General features: G+C 67.6%; 21 protein-coding genes. 3 read left to right on the forward strand and 18 right to left on the reverse strand.

The features are described from left to right. Positions 1 to 25: 25 nt before the first annotated feature. From MVF76_RS07535 to MVF76_RS07545, 3 genes are all read right to left on the reverse strand, one after another. A complete protein-coding gene (locus tag MVF76_RS07535; protein WP_297528192.1) occupies positions 26 to 712 on the reverse strand; it encodes a sulfite exporter TauE/SafE family protein in 687 nt (228 codons plus the stop codon). A 183-nt stretch (positions 713 to 895) separates the two neighbouring features. Beyond that, a complete protein-coding gene (locus MVF76_RS07540; protein ID WP_297528193.1) occupies positions 896 to 2,338 on the reverse strand; it encodes a DUF5666 domain-containing protein in 1,443 nt (480 codons plus the stop codon). Position 2,339: 1 nt separating this feature from the next. Then, complete coding sequence (locus MVF76_RS07545) at positions 2,340 to 3,173, reverse strand: DUF6502 family protein (RefSeq protein ID WP_297528194.1); 834 nt, start codon at positions 3,171 to 3,173, stop codon at positions 2,340 to 2,342. Positions 3,174 to 3,424: 251 nt separating this feature from the next. On the opposite strand from MVF76_RS07545, the gene MVF76_RS07550 reads away from it, so the two are divergent. From MVF76_RS07550 to nhaA, 3 genes are all read left to right on the forward strand, one after another. Continuing rightward, the gene (locus tag MVF76_RS07550) at positions 3,425 to 4,093 is read left to right on the forward strand and encodes a TetR/AcrR family transcriptional regulator (protein ID WP_297528195.1); all 669 of its coding nucleotides are present in this window, start codon (positions 3,425 to 3,427) and stop codon (positions 4,091 to 4,093) included. 149 nt (positions 4,094 to 4,242) lie between these two features. Then, positions 4,243 to 5,436 (forward strand): NnrS family protein, encoded by a 1,194-nt coding sequence (locus MVF76_RS07555; protein ID WP_297528196.1) that lies wholly within the window; start codon positions 4,243 to 4,245, stop codon positions 5,434 to 5,436. Positions 5,437 to 5,539: 103 nt separating this feature from the next. Continuing rightward, the gene (nhaA, locus tag MVF76_RS07560) at positions 5,540 to 6,727 is read left to right on the forward strand and encodes a Na+/H+ antiporter NhaA (protein ID WP_297528197.1); all 1,188 of its coding nucleotides are present in this window, start codon (positions 5,540 to 5,542) and stop codon (positions 6,725 to 6,727) included. Here nhaA and MVF76_RS07565 read toward each other — a convergent pair. The 15 genes from MVF76_RS07565 to cobA all read right to left on the reverse strand — a co-directional run bounded on the left by MVF76_RS07565 (position 6,724) and on the right by cobA (position 19,907). Continuing rightward, the gene (locus MVF76_RS07565) at positions 6,724 to 8,559 is read right to left on the reverse strand and encodes a nitric oxide reductase activation protein NorD (RefSeq protein WP_297528198.1); all 1,836 of its coding nucleotides are present in this window, start codon (positions 8,557 to 8,559) and stop codon (positions 6,724 to 6,726) included. The genes nhaA and MVF76_RS07565 overlap by 4 nt on opposite strands. Next, a complete protein-coding gene (locus tag MVF76_RS07570) occupies positions 8,523 to 9,536 on the reverse strand; it encodes a 4Fe-4S binding protein (RefSeq protein WP_297528199.1) in 1,014 nt (337 codons plus the stop codon). The genes MVF76_RS07565 and MVF76_RS07570 overlap by 37 nt, the downstream gene beginning before the upstream one ends. 1 nt (position 9,537) lies before the next feature. Further along, entirely contained in the window at positions 9,538 to 9,942 is a 405-nt protein-coding gene (locus MVF76_RS07575) for a hypothetical protein (protein WP_297528200.1), read from the reverse strand. Further along, entirely contained in the window at positions 9,917 to 10,738 is an 822-nt protein-coding gene (locus tag MVF76_RS07580; RefSeq protein WP_297528201.1) for a CbbQ/NirQ/NorQ/GpvN family protein, read from the reverse strand. The genes MVF76_RS07575 and MVF76_RS07580 overlap by 26 nt, the downstream gene beginning before the upstream one ends. A gap of 133 nt (positions 10,739 to 10,871) precedes the next feature. Continuing rightward, positions 10,872 to 12,260 carry a cbb3-type cytochrome c oxidase subunit I gene (locus MVF76_RS07585; protein WP_297528202.1) on the reverse strand — a complete coding sequence of 463 codons (1,389 nt, stop codon included), beginning with the start codon at positions 12,258 to 12,260 and terminating at the stop codon, positions 10,872 to 10,874. A gap of 21 nt (positions 12,261 to 12,281) precedes the next feature. After that, on the reverse strand, positions 12,282 to 12,716 hold the full coding sequence (locus MVF76_RS07590; protein ID WP_297528203.1) for a c-type cytochrome: 435 nt from the start codon (positions 12,714 to 12,716) through the stop codon (positions 12,282 to 12,284). Positions 12,717 to 12,855: 139 nt separating this feature from the next. After that, complete coding sequence (locus MVF76_RS07595) at positions 12,856 to 14,463, reverse strand: nitrite reductase (protein WP_297528204.1); 1,608 nt, start codon at positions 14,461 to 14,463, stop codon at positions 12,856 to 12,858. After that, positions 14,463 to 15,683, reverse strand: a complete 1,221-nt coding sequence (gene nirJ, locus MVF76_RS07600; protein WP_297528205.1) for a heme d1 biosynthesis radical SAM protein NirJ — start codon at positions 15,681 to 15,683, stop codon at positions 14,463 to 14,465. The genes MVF76_RS07595 and nirJ overlap by 1 nt, the downstream gene beginning before the upstream one ends. Further along, complete coding sequence (gene ahbB, locus MVF76_RS07605; RefSeq protein ID WP_297528206.1) at positions 15,659 to 16,192, reverse strand: siroheme decarboxylase subunit beta; 534 nt, start codon at positions 16,190 to 16,192, stop codon at positions 15,659 to 15,661. Before ahbB (MVF76_RS07605) ends, nirJ begins: the two co-directional genes overlap by 25 nt. After that, positions 16,189 to 16,641: an Lrp/AsnC family transcriptional regulator gene (locus tag MVF76_RS07610; RefSeq protein WP_297528207.1), complete on the reverse strand. Its 453-nt coding sequence runs from the start codon at positions 16,639 to 16,641 to the stop codon at positions 16,189 to 16,191. The genes ahbB (MVF76_RS07605) and MVF76_RS07610 overlap by 4 nt, the downstream gene beginning before the upstream one ends. After that, positions 16,634 to 17,185, reverse strand: a complete 552-nt coding sequence (gene ahbB, locus MVF76_RS07615; protein ID WP_297528208.1) for a siroheme decarboxylase subunit beta — start codon at positions 17,183 to 17,185, stop codon at positions 16,634 to 16,636. The genes MVF76_RS07610 and ahbB (MVF76_RS07615) overlap by 8 nt, the downstream gene beginning before the upstream one ends. Further along, entirely contained in the window at positions 17,182 to 17,670 is a 489-nt protein-coding gene (locus tag MVF76_RS07620) for an Lrp/AsnC family transcriptional regulator (RefSeq protein ID WP_297528209.1), read from the reverse strand. The genes ahbB (MVF76_RS07615) and MVF76_RS07620 overlap by 4 nt, the downstream gene beginning before the upstream one ends. After that, a complete protein-coding gene (locus tag MVF76_RS07625; RefSeq protein WP_297528210.1) occupies positions 17,667 to 18,827 on the reverse strand; it encodes a cytochrome D1 domain-containing protein in 1,161 nt (386 codons plus the stop codon). Before MVF76_RS07625 ends, MVF76_RS07620 begins: the two co-directional genes overlap by 4 nt. Beyond that, positions 18,824 to 19,138, reverse strand: a complete 315-nt coding sequence (locus MVF76_RS07630; protein WP_297528211.1) for a c-type cytochrome — start codon at positions 19,136 to 19,138, stop codon at positions 18,824 to 18,826. The genes MVF76_RS07625 and MVF76_RS07630 overlap by 4 nt, the downstream gene beginning before the upstream one ends. After that, positions 19,125 to 19,907, reverse strand: a complete 783-nt coding sequence (gene cobA / locus MVF76_RS07635; protein WP_297528212.1) for a uroporphyrinogen-III C-methyltransferase — start codon at positions 19,905 to 19,907, stop codon at positions 19,125 to 19,127. Before cobA ends, MVF76_RS07630 begins: the two co-directional genes overlap by 14 nt. Between the last annotated feature and the right edge of the window lies 1 nt (position 19,908).

Genomic DNA, 19,908 nt, shown 5'->3' on the forward strand with positions numbered 1-19,908 from the left:
CCCTGCCCAGGGTGCAATATGCGGGCTAGGCGGCCAGCTCCGGCCCCAGCCAGATCCAGCCCAGACCGAAGGCGATCAGCACCGCGCCGATGGTGCGTCGCAGCCGTGCCCCGTCGCCCAGCCGCACAAACCAGCCCGTGAACAGGCCGGTCGCCAGGGTCGCGGGCAGCGTACCCAGCCCGAACAGGGCCATGGTCAGGGCGCCACCGGCGGCGCTGCCGGCCGCCGTCGCCAGCAACAGTGTCGCATAGACCAGCCCGCAGGGCAGCCAGCCCCACACCAGGCCGAAAGCCAGCGCCTGCCCCGGGGAGCGCACCGGCAGCAGGCGCCGGCCGACGGGTTCCAGCCGCCGCCACAGCGGGCGTCCGAGCTGCTCCACGCGCGCGAAGGCGGGGAACCAGCCGGCCAGGTGCAGGCCGATGGCGACCAGCAGCGCGGCCGATGCCAGCGCCAGCAGCCGGTGCCCGGTGCCGCCGGCCAGGCCACCGGCCAGTCCCGAGCCGATTCCCCCGGCCAGGGCGCCGGCTGCCGCATAGCTGAGCACGCGACCCAGGTTGTAGCCGGTGACATGTACCAGCAGGCGGCCGCGGTGCGCCTGCACTGCGGGATCGAGGCCGAGGCTGAGTGCACCGATGATGCCGCCGCACATGCCGACGCAGTGCAGGGCACTGGCCAGGCCGATCAGCAGCGGGGTAAGGGTGAAGGGATCCATGGGGGCGGCATTGCGGGTGTTGCTGCATCTTAACCCAAGATGGTGCCGCAGGGCGGACGCGAGCAGAGCGCAGGTCCATGCCCGGGAGGTTGATGAGACAGGTTGACCCGGCGGGCACCTGGGTGGAAAAGAAGGGCGGGGCGCCAGGCGCCCCGCAATGCCAAGGGAGGGGATTGACGGGCACTAGTTCTCGAACTCGACTTCCTCGGCGGTGCCGTCATTGTTGCTGTCCTTGATCTTCACCAGGTCGCCGGTCGATGCGCTGGAGAAGAAGGTGCCCGAGGTGATGCCGTTGTCATTGGCATCCTCGAAGCTGGCACCGCTGGTGTCGAAGGTCACGCCGAGCAGGGTCACGTTCGGACTGGCCACACTGTCGAGGCTGGCCTGCAGAATGGTAGCGCTTGCGCTGTCGCGCTTGAGCTTGTCGGCGACCACATTGCCCGAACCATCCAGGTGCGCCTCGATCTCCAGGAAGTCGCCGCTGGAGATGTCCGCCAGGGTGAAGGGCTCCCGATTGAGCACCTCGTCTTCCATCCGCGTCTGGCTGTTGGTGAGCACGGTCACCGAGCCCGTGCCCACGGTGAGCGTGACGGTGCCGGCCGTGGTGTCGACACTGGCGACGGGGGCCTCGATCTCGATGTTGCCGCCGCGGGCCTCGATCTCGGTGGCGGTCAGTACACCGTTGCTGACGGTGCCTTCCACTTCGATTTCAATGCCGTCGCCCAGTACCAGGGTGGCCGGTTCGAAGCGGGCCGCGCTGGCATCGACCGTCATCATGCCCAACTGGAAGTTCGCGTCGCTGACGTAATTGCGCACGATGCCCTCAAGGCTGACCTTGCCGGCATCATCGTCGAGGTCCTCGGACTCGATGCGGGTCGCGGTCAGGGTCGTGGCACCGGCGGAGGCCAGGGTGCCCTTGACTTCCACGTACTGGCCGTTGGCAAGCGTGCCGCCGTTCACCTCGCTGGTGTCCGGGCTGCCGGAGATGTCGACTGTCAGCGTTGCGCCACTGGCCATCTGCAGGATGAAGCTGCTGGCGCCCAGCCCGGTGACGGTGCCCTTGGCCTCGACCTCGGTGCTGTTGGCCGCAAAGGCGCCGGTCTTTTTCTCGATGTAGGTGGCCTGTAGCTGACCGTTGGCATCGAAGAAGCCGCTGACCTCGACCATGTCATTGCCGGCCAGCGTCGCGTAGCTGGTGTTTTCGTACACGGTGGTGCTGGCACTGGCGACCACGGTGGTGCCGAGCAGGCTGAAGGTCTTCGCCGACTGGTCGGCATTCTCGGTCGGCGCGCCGTTTATGGGGCCTTCGAGTTCGGCATCGAAACTCACCCGGGTGGCAGTGCCGGTGGTGCCGTTAGCGTCGATGGTGCCCTCGATGCGCACCACCATGCCCACCCGGAGGTCGCTTTCCGAGCCACTGGCATCGTCGACCTCGAAGCTGGTCGAGGTGGTCTCGTACTCGACACCGTTGACGAAGATGGAGCCGAAACCGGTGATGGTGCCGACGGTGGTGACGCCGGTGCCGCCGATGCCGGACAAGCTGCTGCCACCGCCCCCGCTACAGGCGGCCAGGCTGGCGACCAGGGCGGCGATCGAGATCGTTGCGGCAATACGAGGGTAGTTCATGTCAGTCTCCTTGGATCTGGGAGTCAAGCTGTTCGTGGTAATAGATGCCGAGGCTCACGTAGCGCGGCGCGTCTTCGGGCGCGCCGGCCCCGGCGCTCTCGGGTGATTCGTGACGGGCCAGCCAGGCGTCCAGTTCTTCCAGCAGGGCCTGGGCGCGCTCCGCCGACAGGGCGCGGAACGCGCGCAGGGCGCCGGCGCGCACGCGGTTGTTGGACACCTTGCGCTGGAACCAGAGGTCGTCGGGCGGGCGGGTCAGGTTGTGGCCGATGGTGCCGATCAGCTCGGCCGTGTCCGTGCCCAGGATGCGGATCTTGTCCACCGGGTCACGGGAAGGCACGTAGGCATGGCGGACCAGATGCGCGCGGCCATCATCCACGCGCACCGACTCTGCGGCTTCGAGCACGGCCAGCATGGCGCGCGGCGGGATGTCGCCGCTGTAGCGTTTGACCAGGGTTGCGAAGGTGCTGCCTTCGCCTTCCAGCGGGAGGGGAGCGGGCTGGCCGTCCGGGGCAAGGAACTCGCTGTCGTTGAGCCAGCCGGAGATCACCCGCACGGCACGGTGGTAGCGCTGCATGCCCTCGCCGTCGGCCGGGTCGTCGAGTTCCAGCAGGCGTTTCGCCTCCTTGCGGGTGAGTCCTGTCAGTGCGGACACCCGCGAGACGCTCGGCTTGCGGCCGGGCTCGGCGAACTCCTGCCAGGCGATGTCGGCATAGGTCTTCTTCGCCAGTTCCGCGAAGGCGCCCCAGGCCACGCCGTTGCGGAGCAGGATGCGGACCAGGGGCCGCAGCAGGGTCATGACCGCGGCGTTGAGTGTGCTGTTGAATGCGTTGTCCATGTTTGGGAATATAATCCCAAATCATGATCCGTCAAGGCGACGCAGTTCACGGTTTTTGGATCTGCCATCAGCGGCCCGTCAAAATGCTGGAGTTTCAGCAGGAAAGGGGAATATATAGGGTTAGCGCTATTTCTGGAGTGCTATCATGTATACGCGGGTGGCGCCGGTCAGAAGCTGGGCTGGCTGGTGCTTGCGTCGATTCATGAGGTAAGCTCCATATTTCTTCATAACCATAAATCCGGAGCCTGGCCATGAAGATCCCCCTGCGCGAACGCAAGGCCGCCCGCACTCGCCTGCGCCTCGCGGAAATCCTGCGCCAGCGACTGGAGCAGATGCCCTTCGAGGCGCTGGCGGTGCGCGACCTCTGCCAAGCCGCCGAGATCGCCGAGGCCACCTTCTTCAACTACTTCCCCCGCAAGCAGGACCTGCTGGCCTATGCCGGGCGCCTGCTGGCCCTGGATCTCAACTGGGGTGTCACCCGTGCCGCCGAGACCTCGCCGGGGCTGGCCGCGATCCAGGGCCTGTTCGAACAGGCCGCGCGGGAGGCCGCCGCCGCACCGGGTTTCGTGGGCGAGCTGATCGCGTATCAGGCGCGCCTGCGGGAACGCCCCGATCCCGAGCCGCTGCCGCGTGCCGACCGGCTGCTGGCCTTTCCCGATCGCCCCGGTATCGATGCACTGGAGGACGCGGGCATCGACGCCCTGATCGCCCGCGAACTCCGGCACGCAGTCGATCGGGGTGAGCTGCCGCCGAATGCCCATCTGCCGACCCTGGTGGTGGGCCTGGTCGCGCTGTTCAACGGCGTCATCATCGCGCTGCGGCTGGTGAATCCGCAGGGCATCGCGGCCATGTACCGCCAGCAGCTCGCGCTGTTCCGGGCCGGGGCGCGCGCCGCCAGCCAGCGTCCACTGCAGTCCTGAACAGACGACCACTGCATGCATCCTCACCGCACCGCAAGGCGCGGTACCCGATTGATGCACATCAAGGTGGCAGGTGATGGCTGACATAGAGTGACCGCGTTGGACCTGACCCGCCTATTTCACCAGGGCGTAAGGGAACGATGACGGCAATGAAGATCGACAGGCCGCCCCCGGTCGGACAGACCGAGGCGAGCAACGCGCTCCTCGCGCTCGGCTTCCGGCCCTTCTTTCTGCTCGCCGGTCTCGCCGTGCCGGTGCTGATGGCCCTGTGGCTGGCCCAGTGGTCCGGCTGGCTGGCACCGTCCGACTACTATGGCGTGATCGGCTGGCACGCCCACGAAATGCTGTTCGGCTACACGGCGGCGGTCATTGCCGGCTTCCTGCTCACCGCCGTGCGCAACTGGACCGGACAACCGACCCCGACCGGCACGCCGCTGGGCTTGCTGGCCCTGCTCTGGCTGCTCGGCCGGCTGTTGCCCTTCCTGCCGGTACCGGATCCGGTGATCGCCGTCGTCGACGTGGCCTTCCTGCCGCTGGTCGCACTGACCCTGGCCGGTCCGCTGTTTCGGGGTGCCAACAAGGTCAACCGGGTGATGCTGGTGCTGCTCGGCCTGATGAGCCTCGCCAACCTCATGGTCCATGCCGAGGCGCTGGGCGCCGCCCCGGGCTGGGCACGTCGCGGCCAGGACCTGATGCTCGACGGGGTGCTGGTGCTGATCCTGATGGTCGGCGGGCGGGTGATGCCCTTCTTCACCGAAATGGCGGTCGCGGGTGCCGTGCCGGTGCGGCGCCGTGGCATCGAGGTCGCCACCTTCGCCGGCGCCCTTGTCCTGCTGCTGGCCGATGTCCTGCTGGGTCGCGCTCATCCGCTGGCCGGCGGGACGGCACTGGTGCTGGGCCTGGTCCAGGCGCTGCGGCTCGCCGGCTGGCACGATGCGCGGCTTTGGCGGCTGCCCATGCTGTGGGTGCTCTACACCGGCTATGGCTGGGTCGTGCTGTCGCTGCTGCTCCGCGGCCTGTCTGCCTTCGACCTGTATCCCGCCAGCCCCGCGCTGCACGCCTTCACCGCAGGCGGTATCGGCGTGCTGACTCTGGGCATGATGGCACGGGTCGCGCTCGGCCATACCGGCCGCGCCATCGAGCCGGCCGCGGCGACCGTGCTGGCCTTCGTGCTGGTAAACCTCGCCACCGCCCTGCGGGTGTTCGGACCCTGGGCAGTGCCGCGGGCCGCGCACGGGTGGGTCGATGCCGCCGGTGTGTTGTGGATGCTGGCCTTTACCCTGTTTCTGGTCGTCTATCTGCCGATCCTGTGGCGACCGCGCGTGGATGGACGGCCCGGATAGGCCTGACTGGCGAGATAACTGGTCGCGTGCCCGATTGAGGCGGGCGACGGGGATGTTATGATGCAGCAGACGTGCAACCCGCACGAACCGCTGCGAGACCTGCATGCCCATCGTCGAGAAGCTGCGCGAGTTCCTGCGCCTGGAATCCTCCGGCGGCATCCTGCTGCTGATCGCTGCCATCCTCGCCATGGTGGCGCAGAACTCGCCGCTGAGCGGCCTGTACGACGCCCTGCTCGATACCCATGTCGAGATCCGGGTCGAAGACTTTGCGATCGGCAAGCCCCTCCTGCTGTGGATCAACGACGGCCTGATGGCCGTGTTCTTCTTCCTGATCGGCCTGGAGGTCAAGCGCGAGTTCCTGGCCGGCGAGCTGTCCGACCCCAGCCGCGTGATCCTGCCGGTGATCGCTGCCATAGGTGGCATGGCGGTACCTGCCGCCATCTATGCGGCCGTCAACTGGAACGATCCGGTCGCACTGCAGGGCTGGGCCATTCCCGCGGCGACGGATATTGCCTTCGCGCTGGGTGTGCTGGCGCTGCTGGGCAGCCGCGTGCCCACCTCGCTCAAGCTCTTCCTGATGACGCTGGCAATCATGGACGACCTGGGCGCCATCATCATCATTGCCCTGTTCTACAGTGCTGGCCTGTCGATGTCATCGCTGCTGGTCGCCGGTGCGGCCATGGTGATCCTGTTCATCATGAACCGTCGCGGCGTGCTGGCGCTGCCGGCCTACATGCTGGTCGGGCTGGTACTCTGGGCGGCGGTGCTCAAGTCCGGCGTCCATGCCACCCTGGCCGGCGTGATGCTGGCCTTCTTCATCCCCTTTCGCGCCGCCCCCGGCGAGGACCAGACGTTGCTGGAGCGTCTGGAGCACGACCTGCATCCGAGCGTGGCCTACGGCATTCTGCCGCTGTTCGCCTTTGCCAATGCCGGGGTATCGTTGTCCGGGCTGACCATGGAATCCTTCGTGCATCCGGTGCCGATGGGCATCGCCCTGGGCCTGTTCCTGGGCAAGCAGATCGGTGTGTTCGGCTTCAGCTGGGTATGCATCCGGGCAGGCCTGGCCGAGCTGCCGCGCGGCGCCAGCTGGCTTCAGCTTTTCGGGGTGTCGACCCTGTGTGGCATCGGTTTCACCATGAGCCTGTTCATTGCCTCGCTGGCCTTTCAGCAGGGTGGCCAGGGCATGGCCGTGGACAACCGCATCGGCATCCTCCTGGGATCACTGGCGTCGGGCGTGTTCGGCTATCTGATCCTGCGCTGCTCTGGCGGGAAGGGGGCATCTGCAAGCTAGAGTGTCAGCCGTGCATACAGCTTCGGCAGTTCAGCCGGCAATTGTTCGGGGCGGCGAATGACCAGGTAGTCGTTGCTGCCGAACAGGTAGGGCAGATAGTCGTTGCCCTGTTCGTCGATGGTCACGCAGAAGGGCCGCAGGCCGGCGCGGCGCGCCTCCTGGATGGCACGGCGGGTATCCTCGATACCGTAGCGGCCCTCGTAGGCATCCAGGTCGTTGGGCTTGCCGTCGGTCAGCATCAGCAGCAGGCGACGGTCGGTGCCCCGCGGCGCCAGCAGCTTCTGGCCGTAGCGCACGGCCGCGCCCATGCGGGTGTAGTAGCCGGGCCGGATGGCCTGGATGCGGCCGCGCACCCGCGCGCCGTAGCGTTCATCGAAATGCTTGATCAGATGCACCCGTACCGGATCGCGACGGCGCGAGGAGAAACCGTAGATGGCGAAGGGATCGCCGGTCGCGGCCAGTGATTCCGAGAACAGGAACAGGCTGTCGCGGATGACGTCGATGACCCGCTGGTGGTCGTTGACCCAGGTATCGGTGGACAGCGACAGGTCGGCCATCAGCAGACAGGACAGGTCGCGCGCGCCTTCGCGCAGGTCGCGGTACAGGCCATTGCCGAGGGCGCCGCGGCCGCTGCGCCGGTCGGCGGCGAACTGCTGGTAGGCGTCGAGGTCGATCTCCGGCCCGTCCGGTTGCGCGCGCAGCCAGCTGCGTGCCGGCGCCAGTGCCTGGAACTGGCGCTTCAGGCGCCGCGCCAGCGGCCGCAGGTGATCGGGCAGTTCGGCGGGTTCGGCGTCGCCGCTCACCAGCGGCAGCACCCGGCAGTGGTCGGGGATCAGCTCGCCCCTGCGCCAGTCCCATTCCGGCAGCCGACAGCCGGCGCCGGTTACCGGGTCATCGTTGGCCTCGCCGGGCAGGTCCAGGTCGAACTTCAGCCGCGCCGCGCGGGTGTTGCCCGAGCGGGTGACGCTGACCCGCTCGATGTCCTGAGCCACTGATTCGGCCTGGTCCAGGTCCTCGTTGTCCTCGGCGCCGCGATCCACACGCACGTATTCGCCCCAGCTGAAGATGTTCTCCATGCGAATGGTGACCAGCCCGCGATCAGCCTCGGGTTCGTCCACCCGCTCGGCACGCCGGCGACGGGCGTCTTCCAGCGCCCGGGCCCGGTCGCGCTGGCTGGCGTCATCGTCGGGCTGTTCGGGCGCGGCCGAGGCCTCGCCCAGTGGCGGCGCCGGATGCAGCCAGAGCACCACCGGTTGCGGTACCGAGCGACCGGTCGGCAGCCGGTCCTGGCTGCCGGGCCGGAGCAGCGCCTGGCGGATAGTGCGTTCCGCCGCCTGCTCGCTGCGCGGCAAGCGTTGCGGGGGCGTGCGCTCGCGCAGATGCGCCTGCACCAGCAGGTCATAGCGCCGACGCAGGCCGGGGAAGGCCTGCAGCGCGGCTCGGGTGCGCTGCTGGCTGGCACGGAACCAGTCGTCGCCGCCTTCCGGCGCGGGCGTGGCGGCCAGTGCCGCCAGCCAGACGTAGAGATCCCGATTCAGGCTTGCCGTGGGCAGCCAGTCGATCACCGGCGGCAGCCGCAACGCCCGTTCGTCGCGCCAGGCCAGCGTGATGCGGTCGCCGATGCCGGCGACCCGTTCCAGCCAGGCCCGCGGCCCACCGTGTTCGGTGGCCTCGGCCGCCTCGATGGCCAGTGCGCCGTCACCGCCGAGAGCGCGGAACAGGATGCCCAGCCGACCCTGGATGTCGGCCAGGCGCACGGCGGCGTCGGGATAGCCGCGCCGTGCCACCCGCGTGATCAGGCGGTGCCAGAGCGCTCCGACCTGTTCTTCCATGTCGGGATCACCTCGAAGCCTTGGGCTGGATGATGCGTGGTCGGTTCGGCCTTGCCGAGCTGGCCCCGGACCACGCGTTCGGCCTCGGTGTCCGCCACCCATTCCAGCAGCGAAGGCTGGCCGAGCGGCGCCTGCACCTGGCGGCAGGCCTGGATGCACTGGCTGCACTGGGTGCAGGTGAACATGCGCCGCTTGATGCCGCGCGGATTGAGACGCATGGGACAGACGTTGTCGCAGGCATTGTTGCAGCTCTGGCAGGCGCGGGCCCGGCGGGCGTCGAAGCCCACCACCATGGCGCGGTCGTTGGCCATCCAGGCCAGGCTCTGGAACAGCCCGACGGCGCAGCCGAAGCGACAGAACAGGTGCCGGGCGAGCGCGAATTCGATCACCAGGGCCAGCGTGCCGGCGGTGAGAAATATCGTCTGGTTGCGGGTCAGGCTGCCGGTGAAGAGGTTGTGGTAGATCTCGAACGGCGGCAGCAGATAGGTGAGCAGGGTCAGCGCCCAGAGGAAGGCGAAGCCGAGTACTGCCAGTGCCACCGCGATCCACCAGGCCGGATGGGTCTTCAGGATGCTGCCGTCGGGCTGGTGCACAGGCAGCGGCCGGCGTTCCCACAGCGAGGGCCGGCCGAAGGCACGCAGCATCAGGCCGTTGATCAGTTCCACCACGGAGAAGTGCGGACACAGCCAGCCGCAGTACAGCCGGCCCCAGCGCCAGGCCGTGCCGATCAGCAGCCCGCCGACCAGCAGGATCGGCAGCAGGCCGCGGGTGGCCAGGTTCCACACCGCCTCGGCGGGGCCGATCTCGCCGCGCTGGAAGGCCTCCAGCCCCAGCGTCCAGGGCTGCCCGAAGAGGATGAAATGGCCCAGTTCGAGATCCAGCCGGAAGATGTCGAGCGGCGGCGCCAGCAGGAACAGCACGAAGAACCCGGTCTGGGTCAGCATGCGCAGGCGGCGACGCTGTTCCGGGGTGCGCATCTCAGACCTCCAGCCTCGGACCGATGAGCGGAAACCGCCAGCACTGGCCGGCCAGGGCGCGCGCCAGACCGAGGATGCCGAGCATCACCAGGCTGGCATGGATGACGGTGAAGTAGGCAATGAGGATGGCCCAGGTGCCGGCCGCCTGGTAGCCGCCGAGCAGCAGGATGAGCAGGTTGACGCCGATGATGAGTGTCCCGGCCCACAGGCTGCCGTACCAGGTCTGGCGCAGGTGGCAGCGCGCCAGCGGCGGGGCGGTGTCGACGCGGCGCCAGTAGAGCAGGGCCAGCAGCACGAAGGCCAGCCCGGGAAGCAGCAGCAGGTTGATCAGGTACAGGCTCTGCGCAATCACGGCCAGGGTCTGTCCGGGTGGAGGCTGCTCAGTGTCCGCTGCCGAGGGTCGCATCGATCACCTCCATGAGTGCATCGGCGGTTTCCTCGTCGTCGGTCAGGGGTTCGACCAGCGCCGCACGGCAGGCCTCGCGCATCTCGAAGCCGCCCTCGATCAGGGTGGCGCAGTACACCAGCAGCCGGGTGGAGGCACCTTCCTCCAGGTCGTGGTCCTTGAGCGCGCGCAGCGACTGGCCCAGTCGCACCAGGCGCTCGGCCAGCGCCTCGTCGATGCCGGTCTCGCCGAGCAGGATGGCGCGCTCGATCTCGGGCGCGGGATAGTCGAAGCGCAGGGCCACGAAGCGCTGCCGGGTGCTGGGTTTCATGCCCTTGAGCAGGTTCTGGTAGCCGGGGTTGAAGGACACCACCAGCATGAACTCCGGCGGCGCCTCCAGCGTCTCGCCGGTGCGCTCCACCGGCAGGATGCGGCGGTCGTCGGTGAGCGGATGCAGCACCACGGTGGTGTCCTTGCGCGCCTCGACCACCTCGTCGAGATAGCAGATGGCACCCTCGCGCACGGCCCGGGTCAGGGGGCCGTCGTGCCATTCGGTACCTTCCCCCTTGATCAGGTGGCGACCGACCAGGTCGGCGGCGGTGAGATCGTCGTGGCAGGCGACCGTGGCCAGCGGCCGCCCCAGGCGCGCCGCCATGTGTTCGATGAAACGGGTCTTGCCGCAGCCAGTGGGCCCCTTGATCATCACCGGCAACTGGTGCCGCCAGGCGTGCTCGAACAGGGTAATCTCGTTGCCCTGCGGCAGATAGAAGGGGAGTTCACTGTCGCCGCCCGGCCGGGCGAGTGGCTGAATGCTCATTGGACCTCCTTCCCGCCAGTACGTTGAAAAGAAGGGGCGGAGCGGCGCGTTTGCGCCGACCACCCCAGGGCAGGCTCACCCCCTGCGGGGAAGGAGGGCACATTCCGCTCTCCCCCGCAGAAGCCACTTGCCGTCAGCTGCCCGCGGCCGGCTCCGGTTCGGAGCTGCCGACGAAGAAGCTGGCGAGATAGACCAGCAGGCCGACCAGGAACACCACGCCCGCAACCTCGCGCATCCAGTAGAAGGCTGCGATCTTTTCCTGCACCTCCATGAACGGCAGCGGGTCGGCGGTGAAGCGCTGCAGCCACACCTGGAGGATGCCGGCGCCGGTCAGGAACAGGGTGATGAACACGATCGACACCGTCATCAGCCAGAAGGACCACATCTCCAGCACCTGCGAGCTGCCGCTGTTGGCCGCGGTACGGCCGCGCAGCATCGGCATGGCGTAGGAGATGATGGTCAGTACGATCATCACGTAGGCGCCATAGAAGGCCATGTGGCCATGGGCCGCGGTGATCTGGCTGCCATGGGTGTAGAAGTTCACCGGAGCCAGGGTATGCAGGAAGCCCCAGACGCCTGCGCCCAGGAAGGCCATCACTGCAGTACCCAGTGCCCACAGCGTCGCCGCCTTGTTGGGATGGTTGCGGCGGCGGCGATTCACCATGTTGAAGGCGAATACCGTCATCATGAAGAAGGGGATGGGTTCCAGCGCCGAGAAGACCGAACCCCACCACTGCCAGTACTCGGGGGTGCCGATCCAGTAGTAGTGATGGCCGGTGCCGACGATGCCGGTGATCAGGGTCATGGCGATGATGACATACAGCCATTTCTCGATGACCTCGCGATCCACGCCCGTGACCTTGATCAGCACGAAGGCCAGGATCGATCCCAGGATCAGTTCCCACACGCCTTCAACCCAGAGGTGGACCACCCACCACCAGTAGTACTTGTCCTTCACCAGGTTGTCCGGGTTGTAGAAGGAGAACAGGAACAGCACCGCCAGACCGACCAGGCCGGTCATGAGTACCAGGTTGACCACCGTCTTGCGGCCCTTGAGCACGGTCATGCCGACGTTGTAGAGAAAGCCCAGCGCTACCACCACGATGCCGATCTTGGTAATGGTCGGCTGCTCCAGGAACTCGCGGCCCATGGTCGGCAGCAGGTCATTGCCGGTCATTTCCGCGAGCTTCGCGTAAGGCACCATCAGGTAGCCGACGATGGTCAGGGCGCCGGCGATCAGGAACACCCAGAACAGCAGTATGGCCAGTCCCGGGCTGTGCAGCTCTGTCTCGGCCTCCTCGGGAACCAGGTAGTAGGCGGCGCCCATGAAGCCGAACAGCAGCCATACGATCAGCAGGTTGGTATGCACCATGCGCGCCACGTTGAAGGGGATCTCCGGGAACAGAAAGTCCCCCACCACGTACTGCAGGCCCAGGATCAGGCCGAACAGTATCTGGCCAACAAACAGGCCGATGGCGGCAATGAAGTAGGGTTTTGCAACGGCTTGCGATGAATATTGCATCTCGGTTTCCTCCCGCTCCGCTCAGCCCTGGATGTTGGGTGGCCAGCCAGCCGTGTCGATTTCCGAGGTGTACTTCAGGAACTCGGCCACGGCGTCGAGTTCCTCGTCGGAAAGATTGAACTGGGGCATGCTGCGACGGCCCGGAATGCCCTCTGCCGGGCGGCTCCGGATGAAGGCGATGATGGCCTCCTTGCTGTTGCCGAAGCGCTGGTACACGTTGCCGAGCTCGGGCGCGAAGTAGGCGCCTTCGCCGAGCAGGGTGTGACAGCCGATGCAGTCGTTGTGCTCCCAGACCTTCTTGCCCAGCGCCACCTTCTCGGTGAGGTTCTGGCGGTTGTCGCGCTGCGGCAGGGTGCCTGCCGTGTCGAACGTCAGCGCCAGAAACAGCAGGATGAAGAACAGGCTCCCGCCGTAGAAGATGTTGCGCGCCATCGATTTGGTGAATCCGGATGACATGGGGTTGCCCTCCCTCCGCGGTTGCCGACACCGACGCCAGTGCCCGGAATCAATTGGACTCCCGCGGTCGGGATTTCACCTTGATGTACGTCAATCGGGTTGGGGCGTGAGGCGTGAGGAGCGAGGGGCCGGGGACCGGTCAGTGGCTGGTGCCGGCGGAGCGCGTGATCTTGTTGAACACGTTGTACTTGCCGGAGGGCTTGTTCATGGGCAGGTGCTTGATTTCCTTCAGGGTCCGGGCATCGTAGACGATCACGGCGCCGTCCTTGTCCCAGATCGACAGCAGGGCGTGGCGGCCGTAACGGTCGAATTCCACATGGGCTGCGGTCTTGCCCGGCGCGGGGCGCAGGGTGGTCTTGATCTCCAGTGTCCGCTTGTCGATGACATGGACGGCATCCCGGTTCGGGCCGAAGAAGACGTCGACCCAGGCGTAGGCGGAATTCTCGTGACTGCGCATGAAGAACCCGGGTCCAAGGGTGGGGATACGCCGGATCACCTTCCAGGTCTGCATATCGATCACCGTGACCTCGGCCTTTTTCAGGTGCGGCGTGGCCAGCACCGGCCGGCCGTCGATCTTCCAGGTGATGCCCGAGCCGAGATGGGGCATGCCGTCGAGTTCGATGTTGGCGAGCCTGCGGCCGACGTCCAGTTGCACCACCTGGCCGTTGCGCCCGTTGCGGGCGGCGCCGATCAGGTGGCGGTAGTCCTGGTCGAAGAAGAAGTCGTCGAGATAGTCGTCGAGGCGGATGCGCCGTACCGGAAAGGGCCCCTCGGCGCGTGCCACGCCCTCGCCCATGCGGTAGTCATGCATGGGGCCGTTGTACACCGGCAGCGGGTTATCGGCGTAGCTGATCTCCCAGACCTCGGGGATATCCTTGAGCGCGGCAATGAAGCTCTGCCGCGGCGGCGCGGCATAGACCGCGGATACGCGCGAGGTGCGGCCCTGGTCGTCACGTACCGGTATCACCCGAATCGGGTGCAGGTCGGCCGCGTCGAGCAGCACCAGGGTATGCGGCAGGTAGTTGGCTACCATCAGGTAGCGGCCGTCCCCCGATACCGCCAGATTGCGGGTGTTGATCCCGGCACGCACCTCGGCAACATATTCCAGGCCGTAGAGATCGAACTTGCTGATCCAGCCGTCGCGTGAGGCGAAATAGACGAAGCGGCCGTCGGGCGAGAACTTCGGCCCGCCGTGCAGGGCGAAGCGGGTTGGAATGCGCTTGATGGGTTCGAAGCGGTCACCGTCGAGGATGGTGGCATGATGATCGCCCAGTTCCACCACCACGAACAGGTTGCGCGGATCGGCATCGAATACCGGCTGATCCACCAGCCGCTGCTGCGGAATCATCAGCCGGTGGCTGGCGCCGATCTGTTTCAGGCCCCACTCGGGCACGGCCGGTAATGGCGTGTACACGTAGTCGACCAGTGCCGCGATCTCGGCCGCCGACAGCCGGTCGCCGAAGGCAGGCATCTGCGTCGCCGGCCGCCCCCTGGCGATCACCGGGCCAGCCGCCTCGCGGCGCAGTCGCTTCAGGTTCTCCGGCAGCAGCGCCGGGCCCATGCCGCCGAGGCGATCGGCACCATGGCAAGCGGCACAGTGGCGGGCATAGTTTTCGGCCGCGGTGGGCGGCTGTGCCGCCACCGCGGCGCTGCCGGCGGCGAGCAGCAGGGCCAGCAGCAGGCCGGCACAGTGACGGACACCGATGTGCTTGCCGGCAGCCGGGGTGGGGCGGTTTGCTCGCGGCATCACGCCTCGACCTTCAGCTTTACCTGCCGCAGGGGATCGGGGCGCGAGAAGGGCGTGACCGGCACCCGCGCAGCGCCTGCCCGTATGCCCAGCTCGTCATCGTCGAGATAGCAGCCGGGGTCCTCTGCCCAGGGGTCGCCGGTGATCTGCCAGGCGCGCACCCGGGTGTTGCCGCCGCAGATGTCGCGATGGGTGCAGGCGCTGCAGCGCCCCTTCACCGGCCGCTCGGCCTGTTTCAGGCCGGCCATCAGCGGGTCGGAGGTGTCGTTCCAGATCTGCGAGAAGGGCCGCTCGCGCACATTGCCCAGCGGATAGTCCCACCAGAAGGTGTCGGGGTGGACCGTACCCAGGTTGTCGATGTTGGCGATGTCCCGCCCCGAGGCGTTGCCGCCCCAGTCCGCGAGCAGCTGTCGCGCCAGTGCCGCCCGGTCCGGCAGGTGGCGCTGCACCCAGTGCAGCAGGTAGACGCCGTCGGCGTCGTTGTTGCCGGTAACGAACTCGCGATCGCGGCCTGCCTGCACGTCGGACCAGCTGGCCCGGATGAGCAGGTCCATCGCTTCCCGGGTCATGCGGAAGTGGGCATCGTCCTTGCGGTTGCGATTGCCGCGGCCGCCGTAGTTGAGGTGCGACAGGTAGAACTTGTCGACGCCTTCGTCATCCATCAGCGCCAGCACGTCGGGGAGCTCATGCGCGTTGTCGCGGGTCAGGGTCATGCGCAGGCCCACGCGGATGCCGGCATCGCGGCACAGGCGGATGCCGCCCAGGGCATCGTCGAAGGCGCCCTTGCGACGGCGAAAGGCATCATGGGTCTCGCGCAGGCCGTCGATGCTGATGCCGACATAGTCGTAGCCCACGGCGGCGATGTCGGCGATGTTGCCCTCGTCGATCAGGGTGCCGTTGGAAGACAGCGCCGTATAGAAGCCCAGCGCCTTCGCCTGGCGGGAGATCTCGAAGATGTCGGGCCGCAGCAGCGGTTCGCCGCCGGACAGGATCAGGGCCGGCACGCCGTACTCGCGCAGGTCCTGCATGACCGCCATCACCTCATCGGTGCCCAGCTCCCCGGGAAAGTCGCGGTCGGCGGAAATGGCATAGCAGTGCTTGCAGGTCAGGTTGCAACGACGCACCAGGTTCCAGATCACCACCGGTGCCCGCGGCCGGCCACGGGGCCGGAAGGGATGGTTGGCGGCGATGTCGTTCAGGAAGCGGCTGAGACGGAACATGGCGATGTCCTTTCCGGTTCGGGTGCGCGCAGGCGCAGGCCGGTCTTCTTGAGGACCCGGGTGCTGAACAGGATATCGTAGCGGGCCACGCGGCTGCCGAGCAGCTCGACCATTTCCGCGACCCGGCCGAATACCGCCTCGCGGTCGCGACCATGCACCATGGCGAACAGGTTGTAGGGCCACAGCGGCAGGCGACGCGGCCGCGCATAGCAGTGGCTGACCCAGTCCAGCCCGGCCAGCAGCTCGCCGGCCTTGTCGCGCAGCGGGTCGGGAATGTCCCAGACCGACATGCCGTTGGCCCGAAAGCCGAGGCGATAATGGTGCGGCACCGCGGCGATACGGCGGATGATGCCGGCCTGCTGCATGCGCTCGAGCCGTTCCAGCAGCAGGCCCTCGGCGATGCCCAGCCGCTCGGCGACCTGGCGGTAGGGTTCGGCCACCAGCGGCAGGCCGGCCTGGGTGGCCTCGATGATGGCGCGGTCGAGCGGGTCGATGATGGACATGGTCATACCTCGAACCTGAGATCCAGGAAGTATTCGCGTTCCTTCGGGAAGTTGTAGACCGGCAGTCCGGTGCCTTCCTCGATGGCCTCGATGCAGTCCTCGATCTCCTCGGGTGCCTCGGTGGCCAGAACAAACCACATGTTCAGCTCGTGGTCGCGGGCATAGTTGTGCGCCACTTCGGGCCGTGCCTCGAGCCAGGCCGCGACCCGGTCGAAATCGGCCTCGGGCACCGACATGGCCGCCAGGGTCAGTCCGCCGCCCATTCGCTCGGCGTTGTACAGGGGGCCGAAGCGGGACAGCAGGCCGCGCTCGAGCAGATCCTGCAGGGTGTCGATGAGTTGCTGTTCCCCGATGCCGAGTTCGTCCGCCACCTCGGCGAAGGGGCGGCGGCTCAACGGCAGGCCGTGTTGCAGGCGGTTGATCACCTTGCGTTCGATGTCGCCGAGTTCAGGCATGGCTTGCGGCCTCCTTCCCGCTCTCGGGCTGTGTCTGCTGCCGTGGCTGTTCGCGGTAGCGGGCACCGCACTGCTTGAAGCGGCGCAGGCTGAACAGCACCCGGTGGTCGATGTCGCCCAGGTCGTGATTGCGGATCAGCAGCTCGACCCGTCGCAGCACCGCCAAGCGGTCGCGGCCGTGGATCATGCAGTAGAGATTGTAGGGCCAGTCCGGCAGCCGTCGCGGACGCCGATAGCAGAGATTCACCCAGGGCACGCTGGCGAGCTGACGGCCGATCTCGGCGACCTGGTTGTCGGGCACGTCCCACACGACCATGGCATTGGCCCGGTAGCCGAGCTCATGATGCCGAACCACCACGCCAAAGCGCTTGAACAGGCCCTGCTCGCGAAATCGCGCCAGCCGGTCGATGACCTCGGTCTCGCTGCAGCCGGCCTGCTTGCCGAGCCAGGCGTAGGGACGGGATACCAGCGGCAGGCCGTTCTGGATCAGCCCGACCAGGACTTCGTCAAGGGCATCGAGCGTGATCGGTGCCCGGGCTTTCATCCCGACCACCGCAGATCGAAGCCCAGGTCGAGGAAGTAGTCCTCTTCCATGGGCAGGACGAGGAGCCGGCAGCCGGTCTCGCGGCCAATGTCGTCGAGGACCTGCTGCAGCCGTTCGGCATTCTCCGCCGTGACCACGAACCAGAGATTGAACTCGTCGTCGCGCTGGTAGTTGTGGTTGACCTCCGGGTGCGCACTGACCATGTCGGCCACGGCTTCCAGCCGGCCCTCGTCCACGCGGGCGGCAACCAGGGTGCTGGCACCGATGCGGTTGGGCCGGAACACCGGGCCGATGCGGCTGATGACGCCGCGTGCCTGCAGGTCGGCCAGGCAGTCCAGCACGGCCTGTTCGCTGACACCGAGTTGTTCGGCCAGTGCCGCATAGGGCCGCTCGCAGAGGGGAAAGTCGCGCTGGAAATCGTTGAGCAGGTGCCGTTCCAGCTCGCTGTAGCCGTCGTTCTCGCGGACCCTGACGGGGCTGTTCACAGGCCGATCCTCCCGGCGCGCGCGGTGAAGAAGATGCCGCTGGGTGTGCGCGCCGGCAGGCTGCCCAGCTCATCGAAAGTGCCGGTGTCGTAGATGCGCAGCCGGTCGGCGTCCCGCACCGACACCCACACCTGTTCGCCGCGCGGCGTGAACTCCATGTGCAGCACGCCCGGCCCCGGCTCGAGATGGCGGACCACCTTGTGGGTCTCGGTGTCGATCACCTGCACATGGCCGTTGTCGGGGAAGGCGAAGTTGACCCAGACCTGGCGCCCGTCGGGCCGTGCCATGACGAACACCGGCTGGCCCAACACCGGGATGCGGTCCAGCTCCCGCCAGGTTTCGGTATCGACCACCAGCACGCTGTGGTGGCCGACCGCGGGCACGAAGGCCAGCCGGCCGGCGATGGCCCAGCCCTCGAGGTGCGGCATCTTGTACACGGGCAGGCGTTGCTCGCCACGGCCGTAGTGGTCGAGAATGCGGCGCACGCCGCCTTCGGGATGCCACAGATCGAGCAAGGCCATGCCGTCCTCCCCGAACAGGCCGGCGATGTAGTGGCGGCCATCGGGGGTGATCAGGGCGTCATAGGGCTCCCGGCCGATGTCGGCGAAGCGGGTGATGACGGGCCGGTCACCGGCCGAGAAGTCGGCGATCCAGATCTGTCCGGCCTCGAACAGGCTGAACACGAAGCGGTTGCCGGGGGCATCGACCAGCCCCACCACCTTCGAGCGGCGGCCATCCACCTCGGCCGGTATGTCGGCCACCGGTGACAGGTCGCTGGCACGGAATACCTTGACGCCGCCCGGGCTGTAGTTGCTGACCGCAATCAGCCGCCCGTCCTGGGAAATGGCGCCGCCGATGCTGTTCCCGGCCTGCAGGGTGCGCGCCACCAGTCTGCACTGGAGCAGATCCACCTTGCTCAGGCCGCCGTCGCGCCCGAAGACGAAGGCGTAGCGGCCATCGCGCGAATAGACCGCCGAGGCATGGGACAGATCACCGAGTCCCTCGATCCGCCCCAGGCTGCTGCGGCCGGTGGTCTCGATCACCTGCACGCTGCCACTGGCGCGCTCGATGACGATGCCCAGATCGCCCGTGCCGCGCGGCTCGCAGGCGCCGGCAGTGGTGGCTATCAGCAGCAACAGGGTTGCCAGCCACCTCATGGCCGGATCTCCCCGGCACGGAGCTGGTCGATGATCCAGCGGGCCTCGGCCTCGCTGAGGAAGGGCCGCCAGGGCGGCATGGCCGTGCCGGGCCGGCCGTCGAGCACCGTGCTCAGCAGCAGCGTATCGGGCTTGCCTGCCAGGGCGTCGGGGGTGAGGGCCGGACCCAGGCCACCCTTGAGGGTGAGCCCGTGACAGGAGCCGCAGTCCTGTGCGACGAGGGTGCGCAGCGCCGCCTGCCGGGCCGCGTCCGGAGCAGGAAACGCGGTCAGGGGGATGACGAGCAGCAGGGTAGCGCTAGTGAACCGCACGGTGCGACACCTTGGGCAGAGCGGACACCGGGTCCGACCCAAACCAGTTGAGCGCGTCGGCCAGTTCGACCACACGCCCGATGACGAGGATGACGGGCGAAGAGAGCCCGGCGGCCTCGGCCGCCGCGGCCAGTTCCCCGAGGGTGGAGACCACGCGACGCTGCCGGGGCGTGGTGCCCTCCTGCACGGCAGCGGCCGGTGTGTCGGCGGGCAGGCCTGCGGCGATCAGGCGTTCGCCGATCTGCCGGGCATGGGCCAGTCCCATGTAGACGACCAAGGTGGTTTCGGGATCGGCCAGGCCGTCCCAGTCCAGTGCCAGCGTCTCGTTGTCCTTGAAGTGACCGGTGACGAAACGCACCCCGCGCGCCAGTCCGCGATGGGTGAGCGGGATGCCGGCGTAGGCCGAGCAGGCGGCTGCGGCCGTGATGCCCGGGACCACCTCGAAGCCGACCCCGCGGCGCAACAGGTACAGAGCCTCCTCGCTGCCACGGCCGAAGATGTAGGGGTCGCCGCCCTTCAGCCGTACCACGACGCGGCCGGGCGCCGCCAGGCTGGCGAGCAGTTCGTTGATGTTCTCCTGCGGGACGCAGTGATGCCCGGGCATCTTGCCCACGGCAATGCGCGTCACGCCGGTGGGAACCAGGGAAAGGATCTCCGGCGAGACCAGGCGGTCATAGACCACCACGTCTGCCGTCTGCAGCAACCTCAGGGCCTTGACCGTCAGCAGGTCGGGATCCCCGGGGCCGGCGCCGACCAGATACACCCTCATG

Origin of the sequence: Thiohalobacter sp. (genome assembly GCF_027000115.1) — a bacterium.
Classification (GTDB): domain Bacteria; phylum Pseudomonadota; class Gammaproteobacteria; order Thiohalobacterales; family Thiohalobacteraceae; genus JALTON01.